Annotated in this window: 22 protein-coding genes; 9 read left to right on the top strand and 13 right to left on the bottom strand. The window is 70.6% G+C overall.

What is annotated here, in order from left to right:
- Positions 1 to 4: 4 nt before the first annotated feature.
- Together ABZ863_RS10350 and ABZ863_RS10345 are read right to left on the bottom strand one after the other, a co-directional pair.
- A complete protein-coding gene (locus ABZ863_RS10350; protein ID WP_358533475.1) occupies positions 5 to 460 on the bottom strand; it encodes a PTS glucose transporter subunit IIA in 456 nt (151 codons plus the stop codon).
- Positions 457 to 693 (bottom strand): glucose PTS transporter subunit EIIB, encoded by a 237-nt coding sequence (locus ABZ863_RS10345; RefSeq protein ID WP_358533472.1) that lies wholly within the window; start codon positions 691 to 693, stop codon positions 457 to 459. Before ABZ863_RS10345 ends, ABZ863_RS10350 begins: the two co-directional genes overlap by 4 nt.
- Before the next feature lie 180 nt (positions 694 to 873).
- Here ABZ863_RS10345 and ABZ863_RS10340 point away from each other — a divergent pair, with 180 nt between their 5' ends.
- The 4 genes from ABZ863_RS10340 to ABZ863_RS10325 are packed head-to-tail and all read left to right on the top strand — an operon-like array spanning position 874 to position 3,927.
- Positions 874 to 2,082, top strand: a complete 1,209-nt coding sequence (locus tag ABZ863_RS10340) for a PTS transporter subunit EIIC (protein WP_358533469.1) — start codon at positions 874 to 876, stop codon at positions 2,080 to 2,082.
- 28 nt (positions 2,083 to 2,110) lie between these two features.
- Positions 2,111 to 2,398: a DUF6343 family protein gene (locus tag ABZ863_RS10335; protein WP_358533467.1), complete on the top strand. Its 288-nt coding sequence runs from the start codon at positions 2,111 to 2,113 to the stop codon at positions 2,396 to 2,398.
- Positions 2,398 to 3,060 carry a phosphoribosyltransferase family protein gene (locus ABZ863_RS10330; protein WP_358533465.1) on the top strand — a complete coding sequence of 221 codons (663 nt, stop codon included), beginning with the start codon at positions 2,398 to 2,400 and terminating at the stop codon, positions 3,058 to 3,060. The genes ABZ863_RS10335 and ABZ863_RS10330 overlap by 1 nt, the downstream gene beginning before the upstream one ends.
- A gap of 48 nt (positions 3,061 to 3,108) precedes the next feature.
- Positions 3,109 to 3,927 carry a serine hydrolase domain-containing protein gene (locus ABZ863_RS10325; RefSeq protein WP_358533463.1) on the top strand — a complete coding sequence of 273 codons (819 nt, stop codon included), beginning with the start codon at positions 3,109 to 3,111 and terminating at the stop codon, positions 3,925 to 3,927.
- Here the strand turns inward: ABZ863_RS10325 and ABZ863_RS10320 are convergent.
- Positions 3,924 to 4,889 (bottom strand): YafY family protein, encoded by a 966-nt coding sequence (locus tag ABZ863_RS10320; RefSeq protein WP_358533461.1) that lies wholly within the window; start codon positions 4,887 to 4,889, stop codon positions 3,924 to 3,926. The genes ABZ863_RS10325 and ABZ863_RS10320 overlap by 4 nt on opposite strands.
- A 61-nt stretch (positions 4,890 to 4,950) precedes the next feature.
- On the opposite strand from ABZ863_RS10320, the gene ABZ863_RS10315 reads away from it, so the two are divergent.
- Together ABZ863_RS10315 and ABZ863_RS10310 are read left to right on the top strand one after the other, a co-directional pair.
- Positions 4,951 to 5,523: a DinB family protein gene (locus ABZ863_RS10315; protein WP_358533460.1), complete on the top strand. Its 573-nt coding sequence runs from the start codon at positions 4,951 to 4,953 to the stop codon at positions 5,521 to 5,523.
- A gap of 1 nt (position 5,524) precedes the next feature.
- The gene (locus ABZ863_RS10310; protein ID WP_358533458.1) at positions 5,525 to 5,962 is read left to right on the top strand and encodes a VOC family protein; all 438 of its coding nucleotides are present in this window, start codon (positions 5,525 to 5,527) and stop codon (positions 5,960 to 5,962) included.
- Between the two features lie 11 nt (positions 5,963 to 5,973).
- Here ABZ863_RS10310 and ABZ863_RS10305 read toward each other — a convergent pair whose 3' ends face one another.
- Positions 5,974 to 6,606, bottom strand: a complete 633-nt coding sequence (locus ABZ863_RS10305) for a class I SAM-dependent methyltransferase (protein ID WP_358533455.1) — start codon at positions 6,604 to 6,606, stop codon at positions 5,974 to 5,976.
- A gap of 153 nt (positions 6,607 to 6,759) precedes the next feature.
- Between ABZ863_RS10305 and ABZ863_RS10300 the strand changes: the two genes are divergently transcribed.
- The 3 genes from ABZ863_RS10300 to ABZ863_RS10290 are packed head-to-tail and all read left to right on the top strand — an operon-like array spanning position 6,760 to position 9,594.
- A complete protein-coding gene (locus ABZ863_RS10300) occupies positions 6,760 to 7,611 on the top strand; it encodes an FAD:protein FMN transferase (protein ID WP_358533452.1) in 852 nt (283 codons plus the stop codon).
- Between the two features lie 10 nt (positions 7,612 to 7,621).
- Positions 7,622 to 8,314, top strand: coding sequence for a DUF2271 domain-containing protein (locus ABZ863_RS10295; RefSeq protein ID WP_358533449.1), 693 nt, complete (start codon positions 7,622 to 7,624; stop codon positions 8,312 to 8,314).
- The gene (locus tag ABZ863_RS10290) at positions 8,314 to 9,594 is read left to right on the top strand and encodes a ferredoxin reductase family protein (RefSeq protein ID WP_358533447.1); all 1,281 of its coding nucleotides are present in this window, start codon (positions 8,314 to 8,316) and stop codon (positions 9,592 to 9,594) included. The genes ABZ863_RS10295 and ABZ863_RS10290 overlap by 1 nt, the downstream gene beginning before the upstream one ends.
- Before the next feature lie 10 nt (positions 9,595 to 9,604).
- Here ABZ863_RS10290 and ABZ863_RS10285 read toward each other — a convergent pair whose 3' ends face one another.
- The 9 genes from ABZ863_RS10285 to ABZ863_RS10245 form a co-directional block, all read right to left on the bottom strand.
- On the bottom strand, positions 9,605 to 10,549 hold the full coding sequence (locus ABZ863_RS10285; protein ID WP_358533444.1) for a D-2-hydroxyacid dehydrogenase family protein: 945 nt from the start codon (positions 10,547 to 10,549) through the stop codon (positions 9,605 to 9,607).
- Between the two features lie 19 nt (positions 10,550 to 10,568).
- Positions 10,569 to 11,774 (bottom strand): endonuclease/exonuclease/phosphatase family protein, encoded by a 1,206-nt coding sequence (locus tag ABZ863_RS10280; protein ID WP_358533441.1) that lies wholly within the window; start codon positions 11,772 to 11,774, stop codon positions 10,569 to 10,571.
- 272 nt (positions 11,775 to 12,046) lie between these two features.
- The gene (locus tag ABZ863_RS10275) at positions 12,047 to 12,946 is read right to left on the bottom strand and encodes a shikimate dehydrogenase (protein ID WP_358533438.1); all 900 of its coding nucleotides are present in this window, start codon (positions 12,944 to 12,946) and stop codon (positions 12,047 to 12,049) included.
- Positions 12,894 to 14,465 (bottom strand): endolytic transglycosylase MltG, encoded by a 1,572-nt coding sequence (gene mltG / locus ABZ863_RS10270; protein ID WP_358533435.1) that lies wholly within the window; start codon positions 14,463 to 14,465, stop codon positions 12,894 to 12,896. The genes ABZ863_RS10275 and mltG overlap by 53 nt, the downstream gene beginning before the upstream one ends.
- Positions 14,462 to 14,953 (bottom strand): Holliday junction resolvase RuvX, encoded by a 492-nt coding sequence (gene ruvX / locus ABZ863_RS10265; protein WP_358533432.1) that lies wholly within the window; start codon positions 14,951 to 14,953, stop codon positions 14,462 to 14,464. Before ruvX ends, mltG begins: the two co-directional genes overlap by 4 nt.
- On the bottom strand, positions 14,950 to 17,610 hold the full coding sequence (gene alaS / locus ABZ863_RS10260; RefSeq protein WP_358533429.1) for an alanine--tRNA ligase: 2,661 nt from the start codon (positions 17,608 to 17,610) through the stop codon (positions 14,950 to 14,952). Before alaS ends, ruvX begins: the two co-directional genes overlap by 4 nt.
- Positions 17,611 to 17,711: 101 nt before the next feature.
- A complete protein-coding gene (locus ABZ863_RS10255) occupies positions 17,712 to 18,038 on the bottom strand; it encodes a hypothetical protein (RefSeq protein ID WP_358533426.1) in 327 nt (108 codons plus the stop codon).
- On the bottom strand, positions 18,035 to 18,439 hold the full coding sequence (locus ABZ863_RS10250; RefSeq protein ID WP_358533423.1) for a DUF948 domain-containing protein: 405 nt from the start codon (positions 18,437 to 18,439) through the stop codon (positions 18,035 to 18,037). Before ABZ863_RS10250 ends, ABZ863_RS10255 begins: the two co-directional genes overlap by 4 nt.
- A 78-nt stretch (positions 18,440 to 18,517) precedes the next feature.
- Positions 18,518 to 19,393, bottom strand: a complete 876-nt coding sequence (locus tag ABZ863_RS10245; RefSeq protein ID WP_358533420.1) for an NAD(P)-dependent oxidoreductase — start codon at positions 19,391 to 19,393, stop codon at positions 18,518 to 18,520.
- Positions 19,394 to 19,493: the final 100 nt, after the last annotated feature.

Here is a 19,493-nt window from a genome sequence, read left to right as displayed (position 1 = left end):
CCCGTCAGCTCGTCCAGGTGAACAGCACGTCGCCGACGACGACGGAGGCACCGAGGCGAAGCCCGGCCAGCACGCCGTCCACCGCGTCCAGCGCGATGACCGGCACGATCGGCGAGTAGCCCGCGGCGCGCACGGCGCCGGGGTCCCAGCCGATGACGGGCTGGCCCGCGCGCACCGTTTCCCCTCGGACGACGTGCACAGTGAAGCCCTCGCCCTGCTGCTTCACCGTGTCGATGCCGAGGTGGACCAGGACGGCCCTGCCCTCGGCACCGGCGATCACGAACGCGTGCGGATGCAGCGTGACGACGGTCCCGTCGATCGGCGCGACCGCGTCGGCGTGCCCGTCCGGGGGCTGCACCGCGATTCCTGGCCCCACCATGGCCTGCGCGAACACCGGATCCGGCACATCCCGCATCGGCGCCGTCGTGCCCGCGACCGGACTGTGGACCGGAAGGCTCACAGCAGGTCCTGGATGTCGCCGGCGATCGTGTCGGCCTCTGGCCCCACGATCACCTGCACGACGGCACCGACTTTCACCACGCCGTGCGCCCCCGCTTTCTTCAGCGCGGGCTCGTCGACGAGCGAGCCGTCCGCGAGCTCGCAGCGCAGCCGCGTGATGCAGCCCTCGATGTCGAGGACATTGCCCGCACCCCCCAGCGCCGCAAGGATTTTCTCCGGCCTGTCGTCCGCCATCGCGGCCTCCTGAATCGTCCGGTTACCGAGCGCGAACCCCGTAACGGTGGTTGACACCTGGTCGGGTAACGGAGCATTCTGCCCCATCAATAAATGGTCTAGACCGCAACGTACCAACCCCGGCCTGCTGACGCGAGCGACCACAGACCAGCGCATCCCGCACCGAACATGGAGGACCCCATGAGCGCAACGACGGCGGCGGAAGCACAGGACAAGGGCAGGAGACTCGCCGGGCTGCAGCGCTTCGGCCGCAGCCTGATGCTGCCGATCGCCACCCTGCCCGCGGCGGGGCTGCTGCTCCGGCTCGGTCAGGACGACATGCTCGGCAGATGGTCTGCCACCGAAGGTGTCGCCCAAGTGCTCGCCGCCGCCGGTGGCGGGCTCTTCGACTGGTTGCCGTTACTGTTCGCGGTCGGCATCGCTGTCGGTTTCGCCCGCAAGGGTGACGGCTCCACCGGCGTCGCCGCGGTCGTCGGCTTCATCGTGTTCAGCAGGGTCGTGCAGGTCTTCGCTCCCATCGAGGACATCGAAGGGTTCTCCGAGAGCTGGTACCTGCAACCGGTCAGGTGGCCCTACAGCGTGCTGTCCGGCGTGGTGGTCGGTCTCGTGACCGCCGTGCTGTGGCAACGCTTCCACCGCATCAAGCTCCCGCCGTACCTGGCTTTCTTCGGCGGGCGCCGGTTCGTGCCGATCATCAACTCGGTCGTGCTGCTCCTGCTCGGTGTGGTGTTCGGGCTGATCTTCCCCGTCATCGACGCCGGGATGCAGCACCTTGGCGAGGCGGTGACCAGCGACGCCGTTGTCGGTGGCGGCGTGTACGGCCTGCTCAACCGGCTCCTGATCCCACTCGGCCTGCACCAGCTGCTCAACGTCCCGGTGTGGCTGATCTTCGACGGCGGCGACATCAACAACTTCTTCGCGGGCGACCCGAATGCCGGTGCCTTCATGACCGGCTTCTTCCCGATCTTCATGTTCGCGCTGCCCGCTGCGGCGCTCGCGATCTGGCAGACCGCGCGGCCGGGACAGAAGAAGGTCGTCGGCGGCATCATGGTGTCGGCGGCGCTGACCTCGTTCCTCACCGGCGTCACCGAGCCCATCGAGTTCGCGTTCATGTTCGTGGCCTGGCCGCTGTATCTGGTCCACGCCGTGCTCACCGGACTGTCCCTGGCCCTGGCGAACGCGCTGGACATCCACCTCGGGTTCTCCTTCTCGGCAGGGGCGATCGACTTCGTGCTCAACGCCGGTGCTCCGGCGGCCAGCAAGGCGTGGCTGCTGATCCCGATCGGCCTGGTCTACGCGCTCGTCTACTACCTGCTGTTCCGGTGGGTCATCACGAGGTGGAACCTGCGCACCCCCGGGCGCGAGGAGGACACCGAGACCGACGGGTAACCGCCCGGCGACTGGGTACTCCGCGGTCATGGAGCAACGGCGGCAACGGCCTCGCACGCGGGAGGAGTACGCACGCGGTCTACCCGACTACCACGACCCGACCGGCGGGTACGGCGGTGCGGCGCCGTCCTACAGCGCACTGACGCTGCGGATCATCCTGGCCGCGTTCGCGGTGGTGCTCTGCGCGGGCGCCGCGGTGCTGTTCGCCGTGAACGGCATCGTCTGGGCCACGGTGGTGCTGTGCGTGCTGGGTGTGGTCATGCTGATCGACCTCGGGTGGGTGATCCACCGCAAGCGGCGAGGTGAACCCGGCTGATGCGCAGGCCCCTCACCCCTCCCAGCGTCTTCACCGACCGCAGCGACGCGGGCCGGACGCTGGCCGAGCTCCTGCGCGAGCGCGACTGGGTGGAACCTTTGGTGCTCGGGCTCGCGCGCGGCGGCATGGCGGTCGCTGCGGAGGTCGCCGTCGAGCTCAACGCACCGCTGGATGTGGCGGTTGCGCGCAAGATCGGCGCGCCCGGCTATCCGGAGTTCGGCATCGGCGCGGTGACGGCCCACGGGCCGGCGATCTACGACGAGCACAGCATGCACCTGCTCGGGCTCACGCCCACGGATCTGCACGACGTCTGCGCACAGGAGCGGACGGAGGCCCAGCGCCGCGTTGAGCGCTACCAGCGCGGGCGCGAGCCCGAACGCATCGAGGGGCGCGATGTGCTCCTCATCGACGATGGGCTCGCCACCGGTGTCACCGCGACGGCGGCGCTGCGGGCGCTGCGCGCCGAGGGTCCGCGGCGGCTGGTGTTCGCCTCGCCTGTGTGTGCGATGCCCGCGGTCGCCCGGGTCCGCACCGAGGCCGACGAGGTGCTCTGCGCGGCGCAGCCGGCCGAGTTCCGCGCGGTCGGCCAGTGGTACGCGGACTTCGCACAGGTCACCGACGACGAGGTGATCGACCTGCTCGACAAGGGCATGCCGCGCTGACGGGCGGTGCCTGTCCGCCAAGGGTGCCTGTCTTCGTAGGGTGGGTTCATGGACAGCATGCGGTTGATCGAGCAGTGGCCGGTGCACAACGCCGCGGCGGCAGTGGTGGCGACTGACGGCACGGTTCTCGGGCGGCACGGTGAAACGGACCGGGTGTTCCGGCTGGCCTCGGTGACGAAGCCGCTGACCGCCTACACCGCGCTGATCGCGATCGAGGAGGGTGTCGTCGAGCTGGACACTCCCGCGGGCCCGCCCGGCGCGACGATCCGGCACCTGCTCGCGCACGCCGCCGGTCTGAGCTTCAGCGAGCACAAGGTGCTCGCGCCACCCGGTCGGCGCCGGATGTACTCCAACGCCGGTTTCGAGCAGCTCGGCGACGCACTCGCCGAGCATTCCGGCATCCCGTTCGCCGCTTACCAGGACGAGGCGCTGTTCCAGCCGCTGACCATGACTCACACGCGGCTCACCGGCTCGCCCGGCGCGGGCGGGGAGTCCACTGTGGATGACCTCGTGCTGTTCGCCGCCGAGTTGCAGCAGCCGAAGCTGATCGCACCGGAGACGCTGGCACAGGCGACGCAGGTCGTCTTCCCTGGACTGGACGGTGTTCTGCCGGGCTTCGGCCACCAGCGGCCCAACGACTGGGGCCTCGGTTTCGAACTGCGCGACCACAAGAGTCCACACTGGACAGGCAAGAACAGCTCTCCGCGCACGTTCGGACACTTCGGACAGTCGGGCACGTTCCTGTGGGTCGATCCGGACGCTCGCGCCGCGTGTGTCGCGCTGACCGACCGGAACTTCGGTCCCTGGGCCGCCGAGGTGTGGCCTGCCTTCACCGACGCCGTGCTGGCGGAGCTGGCAACGACCTAGCTCGCCCGGGTCCCGGCCATCGCCGCGACCCGACGGGCGAGCTGGGCGGCGGCCTCCCGCAGCTCCGGTGGCTCCAGCACCTCCGCCTCGAAGCCGAGCCGGGCCACGTGCATGGCGAGCCAGTCCAGGTCGTCCCCACCGACGACGAGCACGCACCACCCGTCGCGATCGTCCTCGACGCGCCCCACCTGGGGCGGCACCAGCTCCCGAACCCGCTCGGGCCGGGCATGCACCCGCACCCTGGCGAGATACCGGTACGGCGCCTCGGCGACCGACCGCTGCACATAGGCGACCGGGTCCGGATGCGCTCTCGCCCGGAAGCGCCAGGTCGTCGCCACCACCTCACGCATCCGGTCCAGGCGGAAGGTGCGCCAGTCGTCGCGGTCGACGTCCCAGGCCATCAGGTACCAACGGCGGCTGGTGGCGACCATCCGCACCGGCTCGACCGTGCGCTCGCGGTCGGCGCCGTCGCGTCCGGCGTACCGGAACCGCACGCGCACGGCGTCGCGACAGGCGCGCGCGAGCGTGACCAGCAGCTCCGGGTCGATCTCGGTTCCGGGACCGAAAAGGGTCTCGGTAGCGCCGTGCACCGCCCGCACCTCGGCGCGCAGCCGGGGCGGCATCACCTGGTCGAGCTTCGCGAGCGCCCGCAGTGCCGCCTCACCCGCACCGGCGACCGTGCCGCCCGCCGCCAACCGCAGGGACACCGCCGTCGCGATCGCCTCCGCGTCGTCGAGGGGCAGCGGCGGCAGCCGGGTGCCCGCGCCGAGCTGGTAGCCGCCGCCGACACCCGCCGTCGCGTGCACGGGGTAGCCGAGCGCTCGAAGCCGTTCCACGTCGCGGCGCACCGAGCGGTCGGTGACGCCCAGCTCGGCGGCGAGCTCAGCACCGGTCCAGGACGCCCGCCGCTGCAGCAACGCCAGCAACCGCAGCACCCGCTCGGTCGTCGCCTCGACGCTCACGGGCTCATCGTTCCACAGATCACGGAACGATCCTGTCCGCTATCTGCGCGAAGCTACGACCATGACCGCCCCGTCCTGGAACGCTCTGCTCCGAGACCAGCTCGCCTGGCATTGGACCAACCAGCTGCGCGACCGCCTCCACGGGCTCACCGATGACGAGTACTTCTGGGAGCCGGCGCCCGGCTGCTGGAGCGTGCGCCCCCGCGGCACCGGCATCGCACCAGTGCAGGCCGGGTCCGGCGCGATGACCATCGACTTCGCCAGCCCGGTACCCGACCCACCACCGTTCACGACGATTGCCTGGAGGCTCGGGCACGTGATCGTCGGCGTGCTCGCAATGCGCAACGCCGCGCACTTCGGCCGCGCGTCCACCGACTACCAGTCGTTCTCCTACGGGGCGACCGCGGCCGAGGCGCTGGCCCAGCTCGACGCGGAGTACGCCACGTGGCTGGCCGGGGTCGAGTCCCTCGGCGAGGCCGGCCTCGCCCGCCCGTGCGGACAGGCGGAGGGACCGTTAGCCGAATATCCTCTGGCAGCGCTGGTGCTGCACATCAACCGCGAACTGATCCACCATCTGGCCGAGGTATGCCTGCTGCGCGACCTCTACCTGCACACACACCAGGAGGCGAGCTGAGATGGCCCGCGACGTCCAGGTCACCTTCGACTGCGCCGACCCGGCCGGGCTGGCCGCGTTCTGGGCCGAGGCCCTCGGCTACCGGCTGCAGGACCCGCCGAAGGGCTTCGAGTCGTGGGAGCAGGCCCTGGAGGCGATGGGCGTGCCGCCCGAGAGCCGCAACGACGCCTCGGCAGTGGTCGACCCCGAGGGTTCCGGGCCGCGGCTGTTCTTCCAGCGAGTGCCGGAGGGCAAGCAGGCCAAGAACCGCGTGCACCTCGACGTGCGAGCGGCCCCCGGGCTCGAGGGCGACGCGCGGATGGCGGCACTGGAGGCGGAGGCCGAGCGGCTCGTCGCCCATGGCGCCACTCGGCTCCGGCGCCACGAGCCCGCTCCCCCGCTCGGCGCCGGTCACCTCGTGCTGGCCGACCCCGAGGGCAACGAGTTCTGCCTCGACTGATCAGCCGACTGTCACGGTTCCCGCCGTACCCTGGCCAGCCAGGCGGCCATGTCGGCATGCTCACCGGCCGGCAGGCCGAGACGCGGCGCGTCGTCCGCGCCGATGAGCACGCGGTACCGGCTCGGCTTGAGGCTTTCCAGCACCCAGCCGTCGGCGAAGGCGTCGCGGATGACCGTGTCGCTGATGCGCGGGCCGATGCCCGGCTCCGCGTCGGACAGCGCCAGCACGAAGACCCGCGCACCCGGACGGCACACCGCATGCAGGCTGCGGGTGTACGCCGCCCTGTCGCCGGGGCCGAACACGTGGAACAGCGCGGAGTCGACGACCGTGTCGTAACGCGGCTCGGATCCGAGCCGCAGCGCGTCGGCGACCTCGAACCGGGCCTCGACACCCTGTGCGGCGGCATTGGCACGTGCCTGCGCGACGGCGGGCGCGGAGAAGTCGACGCCCTCGACGTCGTAGCCGCGCCGTGCCAGGTAGATCGTGTGCTCGCCCAGACCGGTGCCCGGATCCAGTACCGAACCGCGAATCCAGCCCGCGTGCTCCAACTCGACGATCGCCGGCTGAGGTTCACCGATGATCCACGGCGCGGACCGGGTTTCGTAGGCGGAGTCGAACACGCTCCGGGGCACAGTGGGCTCCATGGCCTCGATCCTGCCCGGCGGCGAAAAACCGTGCCACGTGCCCGCTGAATTTGGCAATTTCACCAATGGTTCACCGGCGCCCCGCGATAGTGGCTGCGTCGCATCGACGCGCATCCCTGACCTGGCGGTCTTCCTGCAGCCTGGAGAGGCAGCATGCGCGCATACCGTGATCACATCTTCGGCACCGAGGTGTCGCTGGCCGGACTCGCCGCGCCCGCCGAGGAGTTCGGGTGGCTGAGGACCGTCGAGTCGACGTTGAGCCGCTTCGATCCCGGCAGCGAACTGTCGAGGTTGAACCAGGCGCGGACCGCCCGGGTGAGCCCACTGCTGCTGGACGTCCTGCTGGCCGCCTGCCGGTGGATGGCCTGCACGGACGGCCTGGTCAGCCCGTTTCTCGGTGCTGAGCTACGGCGGCTGGGCTATGACCGGTCGTACGAGCTGCTCGGTGGGCACGACGCGCCCACGCCAGCGCCGGCCGCGCGTGGTGGCGAGGTCCGTATCGACCCGGACGACCGCACCGTCGAGCTGCCGCCGGGAGTGGAGCTCGATCTCGGCGGATTCGCCAAGGGCTGGGCGGCCGCGAGGGTACGTGCCCGGCAGCGCACCGTGCGCGGGCTGGTCAACATCGGCGGCGATCTCGTGTGCTGGTCGTCAGAACAGGCGTGGACGATCGGCATCGGGGACGGGCCGTTACGGGTCCACGTCCACGACACTGCGGCCGCGACCAGCAGCACCATGCGGCGAACCTGGAATGCGGGTGGCGTGGCCCGGCACCACCTCATCGATCCCCGCACCGCAATGTCCACGGACACCGACTGCGTGCAGGCCACGGTACTGGCGCAAGACCCGATCGCATGCGAGGTCGCTGCGAAATGCTGTGTGCTGCTCGGCATCGAGCAGGCGGGGCGGTTCGTTGCTGATCTGGTTCCCGGTGCGGAGTGGGCGCTGCTGGACCGCTCCGGTCGCTGGCACCGCTCGGACAATCTGCCGTCGACGGATTCGTGAGGAGCCGCTCGTGAGAGCCACCACGGTGCGTATCGTGCTGCCGGCCGTCGTACTGACCGGTGTGGTCGGCGCGGCCGGTCTCACGCAGGTTCTGGCCGAGGCGGACAGCGCGCCGCCACCAGCCAGCGCACTGACCCAGGGCACCCCCGCGCCGGATCCCGGCTCCGTGCAGGCCTCCGCGGCGCTCGGCCTGCTGCGGATCGACTACCACTACGAGCGGCAAGGTCGCTCCGCCAGCAACCAGTACGCCATCTGGATCGAGGACGAGGCGGGCGACTACGTCGCCTCCGTCTTCGCGACCAGCTGGATCGGGCACGGCGGGTACACGCGGCGCCCGATGGGGATTCCCACGTGGCGGGGGAAGGCGAACTGGGCGGAGGCCACACAGGCACAGATCGAGGCCGTGGTGCGGCCGGTCCCCGGTACCGGTGACCAGGTCATCTACTGGAACGGTCTGGACGCGCAGGGCGCACCGGTGCCGTCCGGGACCTACCGGGTGCGCATCGAGGGCAACGTCGAGTGGGAGCGGATGGTGGAGTTCTCGGCGTCGTTCACCGTCGGCACCGAGGCGTCCGAGGTGACGGCCGAGGAGGTCCGCAACGATCAGCCCGAGGACCGGATGATCTCCGGCGTGCGGGTCTCCTTCCTGCCGGGCGAGCCGCTCACCACGGACATGGTGACCGAGTACACCAGAGGATCCTGATGGCAGTGGCGCCCACCGGGACGGTCCCGCGGCGCACCCGCGTGGGGAGCGTCCGCGTGCTGCGGGTCACGATCGCGGTGTCCGCACTGCCGATGCTCGTCCCGCTGTTCTCCGCGGACGACGGCACACCGCCCCTGGTCCCGGTGGCCGCGGTGCTGGGGTTGCTTGGTGGGCTGCTGTTGTGGTGGCAGACGGTGCTGGGCATCCGGCAGCTCACCCGGTACCTGACGGCGGACCGCGCCGCAGTGGTGCGGTTGCACACGTGGCTCGGTGTGACCGGGGCGATGGCGGTTCTGCTGCACCCGTTGCTGTGGCGGCTGGCCGAACATCAGGACTGGCCCTACCTCTGGACTCTCGACTTCACCTGGGTCGAGGGCCGTTTCGTCTCGCTCGGCCGCATCGCGTTCCTGCTGTTCCTGCTGGTCTGGTTGTCGAGCACCCTCGCGCGGTACGCGCTGAGCTACCGGTGGTGGCGCTACCTGCACTACCTCACCTACCCGATCACGATGCTGGTGTTCATCCACGCCCACGGAGCCACCGGCGTGCTCGCGGGCAACACCGCGCTGCTCGCGTACTGGTGGCTGCTCACCGTGGGACTCGCGGGCGCGCTGGCGCTCCGGCTGGCCAGTCCGTTGCTCGCCAGGCCCTATACGCTCACCATGCACCGGCGCGCCGGCTCGCGCATCGCGTTCTGCACTGCCACGCCGGGGCAGCTGCCGCTGCCCGCGCGGCCAGGGGAGTTCTTCTTCGTGCGTGCCAGCCGGTGGCGGCGCGGGCATCCGTTCAGTGTGGTGTCCACAGCAGACACCGGCGCCGTCCACTTCGCGGTGGGCGAAGCGGGGCGCTTCACACGCACCCTCGGCACTCTCGAACCAGGCTCCATTGTGGACGTCTACCTCGACGGCCCGTACGGCGCTTTCCCGGACAATGCCGCGGACTCGGGGCACGAGGCGGTGTTCATCGCAGGCGGTATCGGCATCACTGCCTTCGCACACCAGGCCCTGCACACCGATCCTGAGCGGACCTGGCTCTACCACCTGGTGCGCGATCCGGCGGAACTGATCTACGACCACGACCTGGCAGCGACGCTGGGTCAGCGCTACCGGCCGGTGGTGAGTGCGGCCGATGGCCGGCTCACCGCGGACGCCGTGCCCGAGAGGTTGCGCGCGACGGCGACGTTCTCCGTGTGTGGCAGCCCGCGCTTCACCGAGAACTGGTACCGGCAGTTGCGCGGCGCCGGTGTCGCAAGGGAACGGATCCGGCTGGAGCAGTTCGAGTAGCGAACCGAGTCTAGGGCCGCATGACCCGGATGGGCTCGCCTGCCTGGTAGGCGGCGATGTTGGCCACCGCGTCGCCGTAGAAGACCTCGTACACATCGCGTGTGACGTAGCCGAGGTGTGGCGTGAGGACAGTGTTCGGCATTGTCCGCAATGGATGGTCGGCAGGCGGCGGCTCCTGGTCGTACACGTCGAGCGCGGCACCGCCGATCCACCGCTCCCGCAACGCCTCCAGCAGTGCGGCCTCCTGCAGGATCGGCCCGCGGGAGGTGTTGACCAGCCACGCCTGGGGCCTCATCGCGGCGAGCTCGGCGGCGCCGATCAGCCCACGGGTGCGGCGGCTGAGCACCAGGTGGATGGTGACGACGTCCGACTCGCGGAGCAGGTCGACCTTCGACACGGCGGTCACGTCGTGCTCGGCCGCCTTCTCCGGCGTCAGGTTCTGGCTCCACGCGATGGTTCGCATACCGAACGCCTGGCCGATCCTGGCCACCCGGGAGCCGAGCCTGCCGAGACCGATGATGCCCAGTGTCGCCCCTGCGAGGCTGCGGCCGATCGTGCGCTGCCAGCCGCCCTCACGGACCGAACACTCCTCCACGGGCAGGTTGCGCATGGCGGCAAGGATCAGTGCCCAGGTGTGCTCGGCCGTCGGATGCGGCAGGTACCCGGTGTAGGTGACCAGGATTCCCCGCTCGCTCGCGGCCGCGACGTCGATCGAGGCGTTCCGCTGGCCGGTGCTGACCAGCATCTTCAGGTCCGTGAGCTCGGCGAGCAGGTCCGCGGGGAACGGCGTGCGCTCCCGCATTGCGACCACCACCTCGAACCCGCTCAGCCTGCGGACCAGCTCCGCGCGGTCGGCGATGTGCTCGGTGAACACTTCGATCTCCGCGCCGAGCGAAGCCCAGTCCGCGAGGCTGAGCGCGACGTTCTGGTAGTCGTCGAGAATCGCAATACGCATATCCGCGAGGCTAGTGCCCCTACGGCACAGCGACCTCGATGTGGACGAGGTGGTGGTCGGAGGCGTCGTTGAGCCGGGCCAGTTCCGTGCCGGGGACCGGCCAGAACACACAGGCGCCGCGCGGGATCAGGTTGCGCGAAGGCAGCACGTAGTCAACGCGCAGGTTCCCCGGCTCCGTGTCGGAGAAGTCGGCGGTGTCCAGCGCCGGGTCGCCCTTGTGACGGGCATTGGCACCACCCTGCTCCTGCGCAGCGACGACGGCGCCCACGCTCGTGGGCTTGGTGTCGCGCACCCGGGGCGCGCGCAGCAGTTGGCCGGCGGCGCCGGCGACGCTGTCACCGTCCAGCGGGTCGGCGTTGTAGTCGCCGGCGATCACGAAGCGCTCCCCCGGCTTCAGCCCGCCGCGCTGCCCGCCATCGTCGTAGATGTAGCGGCCCTTACCCGGTGTGACGTAGTCGGCCCAGAACCGGATCTCGTCGTGGTTGCGGGTGCCGTTGCGGTCCTCGGGACCGTCGAAGGTCGGCGGGGTGGGGTGCGCGACGAGGAAGTGCACCGTGCGCTTGCCGACGCGGACCGGCACGTCCCAGTGCGACTTCGACGACAGGCGCAGCACCTCGAGCGCCTCGGGCGAGTACCAGTCCGCGGGTTCCGGGGTCGCCGGGTCATCCGGCAGCAGGGCGCCCGGCATGTCCTTCCACAGGAAGTGCTGGAACGTGCGGACCGCCTCGGTGTCGATCGGGTACTTCGACAGCACGAGCATCCCGTACTGGCCCTCGAACACCCCGAAACCGTGCGCGTCGTTGCCGCCGCCCACCGTCCCATTGCGATCGAGATCGAAGCCCGTGGGCACGCCGGTGTTGACGGGTGCGGTGTAGGCATACGGGTAGCGGATCGGCTGGGCACCCTCCTGGCCGATCTGCAGGTAGTTCTCGCGGAACGCGTCGGCCGCGGCATTGCCGGGAACGTAGTCGAACTCGTTGATCAGCAGCACATCCGGCCGGCTGCGCTGGATCACCTCGGCCACCTCGCGCGCCTGCGGGTTGTCCGGTGTGGACAGATCCGTCAGCAGCTGCCCCGCGCTCGCGCGGTTCAGCGAGGCGTTGAAGGTGGCGAACCGCACCGGTTCCTTGACATGCGGTGCCGCCGCGGCCGGCACGGCGGGCAGGACGGACGCCGCCAGTACGGACGCGATGAGAACAGGCTTCCAGCCACGAGAATTGCGCACAGTGGTACCTCCAGTCGGCGGTCACCGTACTGGGTGAAGGTGAACAATGGCAGGCGCGCAGATTCCCGGGATGTGATGTGCCGTCACCTTCGCGGCCGCGGGGAGCCAAAGCAGGCAACTCGCGAGCTGGAGCGGGCAACTCGCGAGCCTAGGCGGGCAACTCGCGAGCCTAGGCGGGGGACTCGCGAGCTGGAGCGGGCAACTCGCGAGCCTAGGCGGGCAACTCGCGCGCCTGAGCGGGGGACTCGCGCGCTGGAGCGGGGGACTCGCGTTCAGTCCAGCGGGAGCGGCAGGATCTCGCCCGTCGCCTCGCGCAGGGCGTCCCGCATGGCCACGCGCGGTGCCGCCAGCCCGGTGAACTGCTCCACCTGCCCGAATGCCTGGTGCAGAAGCATGTCCAGCCCGGTCGCGACCCGTCCCCCGCGCGCGGCCACCGCGTCGGCGAGCGGGGTCGGCCACGGGTGGTAGATGACGTCGAGCACGCATGGCACCACCGACAGCCCGGCCAGGTGCGGGGTGACCGCGTCCGGGGGAACGGTGTTGACCAGCACAGCGGCGTCGGCAGCCGCGGCCAAGAAGTCCACATCGGACCAGCGCAGTACCTCGACGGACAACCCGGCACGACGGGCCGCCTCCGCGGACTCCGCCGCCCGCGCGGGTTCCCGCACGATCAGCTGGACCCGGCGCAGACCGAGCTCGGCGAACGCCGCGACCGTCGCCGCTGCCGTACCGCCTGCGCCGAGCACGACGCCCAGCTCACCGCCACCGGCGTAGCCGCCCGCCGCGCGCAGCGCGCCGACCACACCGTCCACATCGGTGCAGTCCGCGCGCCAGCGGCTGGAATCCAGGCGCACCAACGTGTTCGCGGCGCCGACCGCGGCGGCGCGCGGCGTCACCTCGGCCGCGAACTCCAGCGCCGCGCGCTTGCCCGGCATCGTCACCGACAGCCCCACCCACTCGGGGCCGAGACCGGCGACGAAGCCGGGCAGGCCGCCGGCGTCGACCTCGATGCGCTCGTAAGTCCAGTCCCGCAGACCCAGCGCCCGGTAGGCGGCACCGTGCAGCACCGGCGACAGCGAGTGCTCCACGGGCTTGCCCAGCACCGCGGCGCGACGGGCCTCAGTAGACACCGCGAGCCTGCGCCTCCCTGGCGTACTGGCGATGTTCGTCATAGGTGACGGCGAAGCACGACAACCCGTTGGCCTCACACTTGACGAAGTAGACCCAGGCGCCCTGTGCCGGCCGCTCCGCCGCGGTGATCGCATCGAGGCTCGGCATCGAGATGGGGGTCGGCGGCAACCCGAGGTTGCGGTAGGTGTTGTAGGGCCCCGCCCGTAGCCGGTCCTCTTCCGTGGTGCGGACCTCGGGACGATCGAGCACATAGTTCACGGTCGAGTCGAACTGCAGCCGCATGGGTTCGGCGATCCGGTTGTAGATCACCCGCGCGACCTTCTCGAAGTCCTGGCGTACCGCTTCGCGCTCGACGAGTGAGGCGATGATCAGCAGCTGATAGGGGCTGAAGCCGGTGCCGTCCGCGGCATCGGGCAGCCCGGCCGCCTGCAGCCGCAGCGTCGAGGTCTCCAGCACCGCGGTGAGCAGTTGCTGGGCATCCCAGCCGGGCTTCACGTCGTACACGCCCGGCGCGATCAGGCCCTCCAGCTTGCGCTTGGGCTCGGCCTTCTGCGCATCGGCAATGGCCCACTCCGGCACGCCGAGCTCGGCCAGGTCGGCGGTCTCCGCCACCTCGCGCAGCCGCTCCACCGGTATGCAGGTGCTCTCACCGTTGAGGTCGGCACAGGAAGCGTTGGACAGCAAGGCGAACACGCCGGGCGTGACCTTGCCGTCGGGTTGGTTGATGTCGTCGAGCTGGGTACCCGCACGCAGCTGCAGCTCACCGACCCGCGACTGCGGCTCGACGAGCGCACCGACCGCGTCGGCCCCGGACATCTTCGTCTTCACCACGTAGTAACCGGGCTGGATGCCGAGCACGCGGCCGTCGTCCTCGCTCGCGCTGACGAACGCCTCCGAGCTGGCGACCACGTCGAGATCGCGGAGCTTCCCCGCGATCGCCCTGGTCGAGTCGCCCTCCTCCACTTCGAGGAGCACGTCCCGCTCGCCGGCGCCGGCGTAGTCCTCGTAGCCGAAACCCAGCAGTTCGCGGGCTCCGTAGTAGGCGCCGCCGCCCAGCAGCACGATCACCGTCAGCGCGGCGAGCCAGCCGAGGAACCGCTTGCCACGCCGGGCCGAGGTGCGTTCGGCGGGTGGGTCGTCGTCCTCGTCATCGTGCGCGTCCCCGAGCAGGGCCGAAGCCGACCGCTCCTCGTCCTCGCGGAAGTCGTCGCCGCCAGCCTCGTCGGCATCGTGCCGGTCGTCGTAGTCGAAGCCGAGGTCGAGGATCTCGGTAGGGCTCTCGTCGGCCGGTACGCCATCGTTGGGCGAGCGCCTGCGCCGCGCCGGCGGTCGGCGCCTGCGTTCGGCCGGCTGCGCCGCCTGAGCCTCCCCTGGCCGGGATCCATCGGGCTCGGCTGCGGCCTGTGGGGCTCGCCCTGTCCGGCGCCGGGCACCGGGCTGGTCGGCGAGTGCAGGGCGCGGTGGCTCCGCGGCATGGCGGGGCGGACGTTCGGTCGGCAGCGGGCGCCGGGCCTGCCGCGCACCCGGTCGTCTACCGGATCCGTCGTGGGGCGTGGTCATGACCGGCCCTTCCTCGCGATCGCCGCGGCCCGCGCGTCGAGCCAGCCCTGCAGGATCTCCACCGCCGCGGCCTGGTCCACCACGGCCCGCTGCTTGCGGCCCCGGACACCCCGCTGGGACAACATCCGGCTCGCGCTGACGGTGGTGAGCCGTTCATCGGCCAGCCGCACCGGAACGGGCGCGACCCGGTCGGCGAGCCTGCTCGCGTAGTCCGCGGCGGCCTCGGCGGCGGCTCCGTGGCGGTCGGCAAGCGTCCTTGGCAAGCCCACGATCACCTCCACGACTTCGTGTTCGGTGACAAGGCGGGCCAGTTCGTCGAGATCGCTGTCGTCCTGCACATCACGCGACAGGGTAACCAGAGGGGTAGCCAGGATGGGTGAGGGATCGGTCAACGCCACACCAACCCGCACCGACCCCACATCGACGCCAAGCCGGCGGCCGGCACCGGGATCGTGCTCCCCGGGCCGGTCAGGTCGGATGTCGGTCACCCCGCCGCGACGGCTTCGCGCAGGGCGGCGATGGCCTGCCCGATACCGGCGGGGTTGGTTCCGCCGCCCTGGGCCATGTCCGGCTTCCCACCGCCGCGGCCACCGACCGGCCCTGCGAACGCCGGCACCAGCTTGCCCGCCGCGAGGCCCTTGTCCCGTGCCGCCGCCGTGGTGGCCACGACGAAGCTGACCTTGCCGTCGGACGGCGCGAACAGCGCCACCACACCGGGCCGGGAACCGAGGCGGTTGCGAATCTCGCCCGCGAGGGCGCGCACACCGCCCGCGTCGATGCCGTCGGCGAGCTGCTCGGCGACCAGCGCGACACCGCCCACGTCCTGTGCCTTGTCGGCCAGCGCGCTCGCCGAGCCGAGCACCTTCTGGATCCGCAGCTGCTCGATCTCCTTCTCCGCGGAACGCAGCCGGGACAGCACGTCGTCGATGCGGGCAGGCAGCTGCTCGGTCGGCACCTTCAGAGTGTTCGCCAGCTGCGAGACGAGCAGCTGCTCCTTGCGGACGTGGCGCAGCGCATCGGTGCCGACGAGAGCATCCACGCGGTGCACCCCCGACCCGATGGACGCATCGCCCACGAGCTTCACCAGCCCGAGCTCGCCGATGCGCTCGACGTGCGTACCACCGCACAACTCACGCGAGTAGTCACCCATGTCCACGACCCGGACGTCGTTGCCGTACTTCTCGCCGAACAGCGCGATCGCGCCGACCTCGAGCGCCTTGTCCTTGGTGGTCGTGTAAGCCTGCACCTCGACATCGGTCTGCAGGTAGTCGTTGACCTCTTCCTCGACCTCGGTCAGCACGTCGGACGACACCGAGCCGGGAGTGGTGAAGTCGAACCGCATCCGGCCCGGCGAGTTCAGCGACCCGGCCTGCGCGGCACGGTTGCCATAGGCACCCCGCACCGCCGCGTGCACGAGGTGCGTGGCGGAGTGGGACCGCGCAATGGACGCCCGCCGGGTGGGGTCCACCGATGCCGTCAGCTCGGTGTCCAGCGCGACCTCGCCCTGGAGCACCTCGACGCGGTGCACGAACAGCCCGGGAACGAGCTTCTGTACATCGTGGACCTTGAGCTCGACGCCGTTGCCGATCAGCACGCCGGTGTCGGCGACCTGACCACCGCTCTCGGCGTAGAACGGGGTGCGGTCAAGGATGAGCTCGGCCCGCCGGCCCTCGCGCACCACCGGCACCGGCACACCGTCGGCGAGCAGCCCGATCACCCGTGCGGTGGCCTGCAGGTCGGTGTAACCGAGGAACTCGGTCTCCCCGTGCTGCTCCAGCACCCGCCGGTAGACCGAAAGGTCGCCGTGACCGGTCTTGCGCGCGGCGGCGTCGGCCTTGGCGCGCTGCCGCTGCTGCTCCATGAGCGTGCGGAAGCCGTCCTCGTCGACGGACAAACCCTGCTCGGCGGCCATCTCAAGGGTCAGGTCGATCGGGAAGCCGTAGGTGTCGTGGAGCTGGAACGCCTTGTCCCCGGCCAGGATCGCGGCGCCGGAACGCTTGGTCTCCTCTGCAGCGAGGTCGAAGATCCGGGAGCCGCTGGTGAGGGTGGCGAGGAACGTCTCCTCCTCGACACGCACGACCTCCGAGATACGGTCGAAGTCGTTGACCACTTCCGGGTAGGTCGGGCCCATGGTGTCGCGGACGACCTCGGCGAAGGCGGGCAGCACCGGCTCGTGCACGCCGAGCAGGCGCGCGGAGCGGACGATACGGCGCAAGAGGCGGCGCAGCACGTAGCCGCGACCGTCGTTGCCGGGGGTGACGCCGTCGCCGATGAGCAGCACGCCGGTGCGTGCGTGGTCGGCGATGACCCGGAAACGGACGTCGTCGGTGTGGTCGTTGCCGTAGCGGCGGCCGGACAACTCCTCGGCGCGGCCGATCACCGGACGGACCAGGTCGGTCTCGTAGACGTTCTCGACGCCCTGCAGGATGGTCGCGACCCGCTCGACGCCCATACCGGTGTCGATGTTCTTCTTCGGCAGTTCGCCGATCGGCGGGTGACCGTGCTTCGGGCTCTTGTCGCCGCGGATGTCCTGCATGAACACGAGATTCCAGATCTCGATGTAGCGGTCCTCGTCGGCGGCGGGGCCGCCCTCACGGCCGTATTTCGGGCCACGGTCGTAGTAGATCTCAGAGCACGGGCCGCCGGGACCGGGCACGCCCATGTCCCAGTAGTTGTCCTTGCCGTCGCGGGCCTGGATGCGCTCACCGGGCAGGCCGGTGATCTTCCTCCACAGCCCGGCCGCCTCGGAGTCGTTCTCGTACACGGTCGCCCACAGCCGGTCCGGGTCCAGCCCATAGCCGCCCTCGCTCTGCGGCGTGGTGATCAGCTCCCAGGCGAACTCGATCGCGCCTTCTTTGAAGTAGTCGCCGAAGGAGAAGTTCCCGGCCATCTGGAAGAAGGTGTTGTGCCGGGTGGTCTTGCCGACCTCGTCGATGTCCGGGGTGCGCACGCACTTCTGCACACTCGTGGCCCGCGGGTACGGCGGCGGGACCTCACCGAGGAAGTACGGCTTGAACTGGACCATGCCCGCGTTGACGAACAGCAGCGTCGGGTCGTCCAGGATCAGCGAGGCGCTGGGCACCTTGGTGTGCCCGTGCTTTTCGAAGTAGTCCAGGAACCGCTTGTTGATCTCGTGTGTTTCCACTGGTCTTCCTTGAAGAAGTGCGGCTCGGCAGCCACCGGATCGGGCACCGGCCTGGTTTCGGGGGACGGCTGCGACGGCGGAAGGCGCGGCAAGGGCGCCGCTCAGCCCTCCGCCCGGGGAGCTCGCCGAGCATGCGGCGCGGCGGCGGCGTGCTTGCCGGCGCTGGTCACGTACCGCCGCACAGGCGTGGTCCCGCCCTGCAGGCCCGAGCGCTGCTCCACGATCTCGTTCAGCTCCTGCTCCCGCTCGCTCATCCCGGCGCGAACCTCCGCGCCGAACGCTCCGATGGCGCCGGCCAGCTCGCGCACGGCCTCGCCCACGTTCGAGGCTAACCCTGCGGGAGTGGCTTGACGAGCCGTTTCCGTGGCCTTGCGGGACAACGCGACGCCGGCGGCGACGCCCATGCCGAGCCAGAACAGCCGCTTCATCGGTTGCTCTTCCTGCCTCGTCTGCGCGAGTGCTTCCCGTCGGCGACCTTGCCCTTGCGCCGTGCGCGGACGGCCTTGCTGATGCCGTAGGACAGCGCCGCCGTCTTCACCAGCGGGCCACCCAGCGTCGCGGTGAACACCGACGACAATGCCGCGACGTTGCCGGAGACGGCCTGCGCGTTGGCCGTGATGCCGTCCACCCGCTCGAGCTGGGTGTTCACGTGCGTGATGGTGTCGTTGGCACCGTGCAGCAACGGGTCCGTGTTCTCGTGCGCCTTGCGGATGGCGATCGTGGCCTCGTCCAGCGTCCGGCCGAGCTTGATCAACGCGATCGCCAGGAACAACACCAGCAACACGAAGGCGCCCGCGGCGATCAGCGCGGCGATCTGCCCTGCCGACACGTCCCCTCCTCCAGGATCGATGGCCACGTCAGTTGCCGGTCAGGCTACCGTGCGGCGCGTCCGGCGGAGCGGGCCGCCCTATCGCTCGGTCACTGTCTGTGTCGCGACTGCGCGGTACAGCACCGCCATGTCCTCGTCACCGTGCCCTGCGTCGATCACGGCCCGCAGGTGGGCCAAGGCCGCCCGCACCCCGGCGAGGTCGGTCTCCCCCGCTGCGTCGAGTACCAGTCCGGCGTCCTTGGCGGCGTGCCGGGCCGCGAAGCTGAGCGGGTACTCGCCGCTCATCATCGCCGCGCTCTTGAAGTGGGCGTAGCCAACGTCGAGTGACCCGCCGGAGATGACGTCCAGGAACAGAGCCGGATCGAGCCCGAGCTGCCTGGCCAGCGCCACGCTCTCCGCGGTGGCGTTGGTCAGCGCGAGCACCCAGGCGTTGGCGACGAGCTTGAGCCTGCTGGCCGCGCCCGTGGCGCCGACCCAGAGCACGCGCGACCCGACCGCGTCGAACACCGGTGCACAGCGCGCCCGCAGCGCCTCCGGGCCGGACCCGAGCACCACCAGCGCACCCTGCTCGGCGGCGCCCTTCGTGCCGAGGACGGGTGCGTCGACGAAGCTCACGCCGGCGTCGGCGGCGAGCCCGGCGAGCGTGGCCGTCCACTCGACGCCGATGGTGCTCATCTGCAGCCACACCGCGCCGGGGGCGAACGCGTCCAGCACGGGTTCCACCGTGGCGCGCACCGTGGGGCCGTCGGAGAGCATGGTGACCACCAGGTCGGCACCCTCGACGGCCTGCCGTGGGTTCTCCGTGACCATCGCACCGCGCGGGGCGAGCGGGCGCGCCTTGTCAGGTGTGCGATTCCAGGCCCGTACGGTGAGCCCGGCGTCCAGCATCTTCCCCGCCATCGGAAAGCCCATCACCCCGGTGCCCAGCACCGCGACAGTCGGTGTGTCCGCCATGTGCACACTCCCTTCCTGCCTACCCGCCCGGCACCTCCGGGCGGTGCCCGTTCAGCGAGGTATGAGGTCACGCGGATAGGGCGAATGCCTGCTGCGCAAC

The sequence above is a fragment of the Saccharomonospora sp. NPDC046836 genome, from assembly GCF_040645195.1.
Taxonomy (GTDB): domain Bacteria; phylum Actinomycetota; class Actinomycetes; order Mycobacteriales; family Pseudonocardiaceae; genus Prauserella_A.
This window is presented reverse-complemented; position numbering and strand designations above follow the sequence as displayed.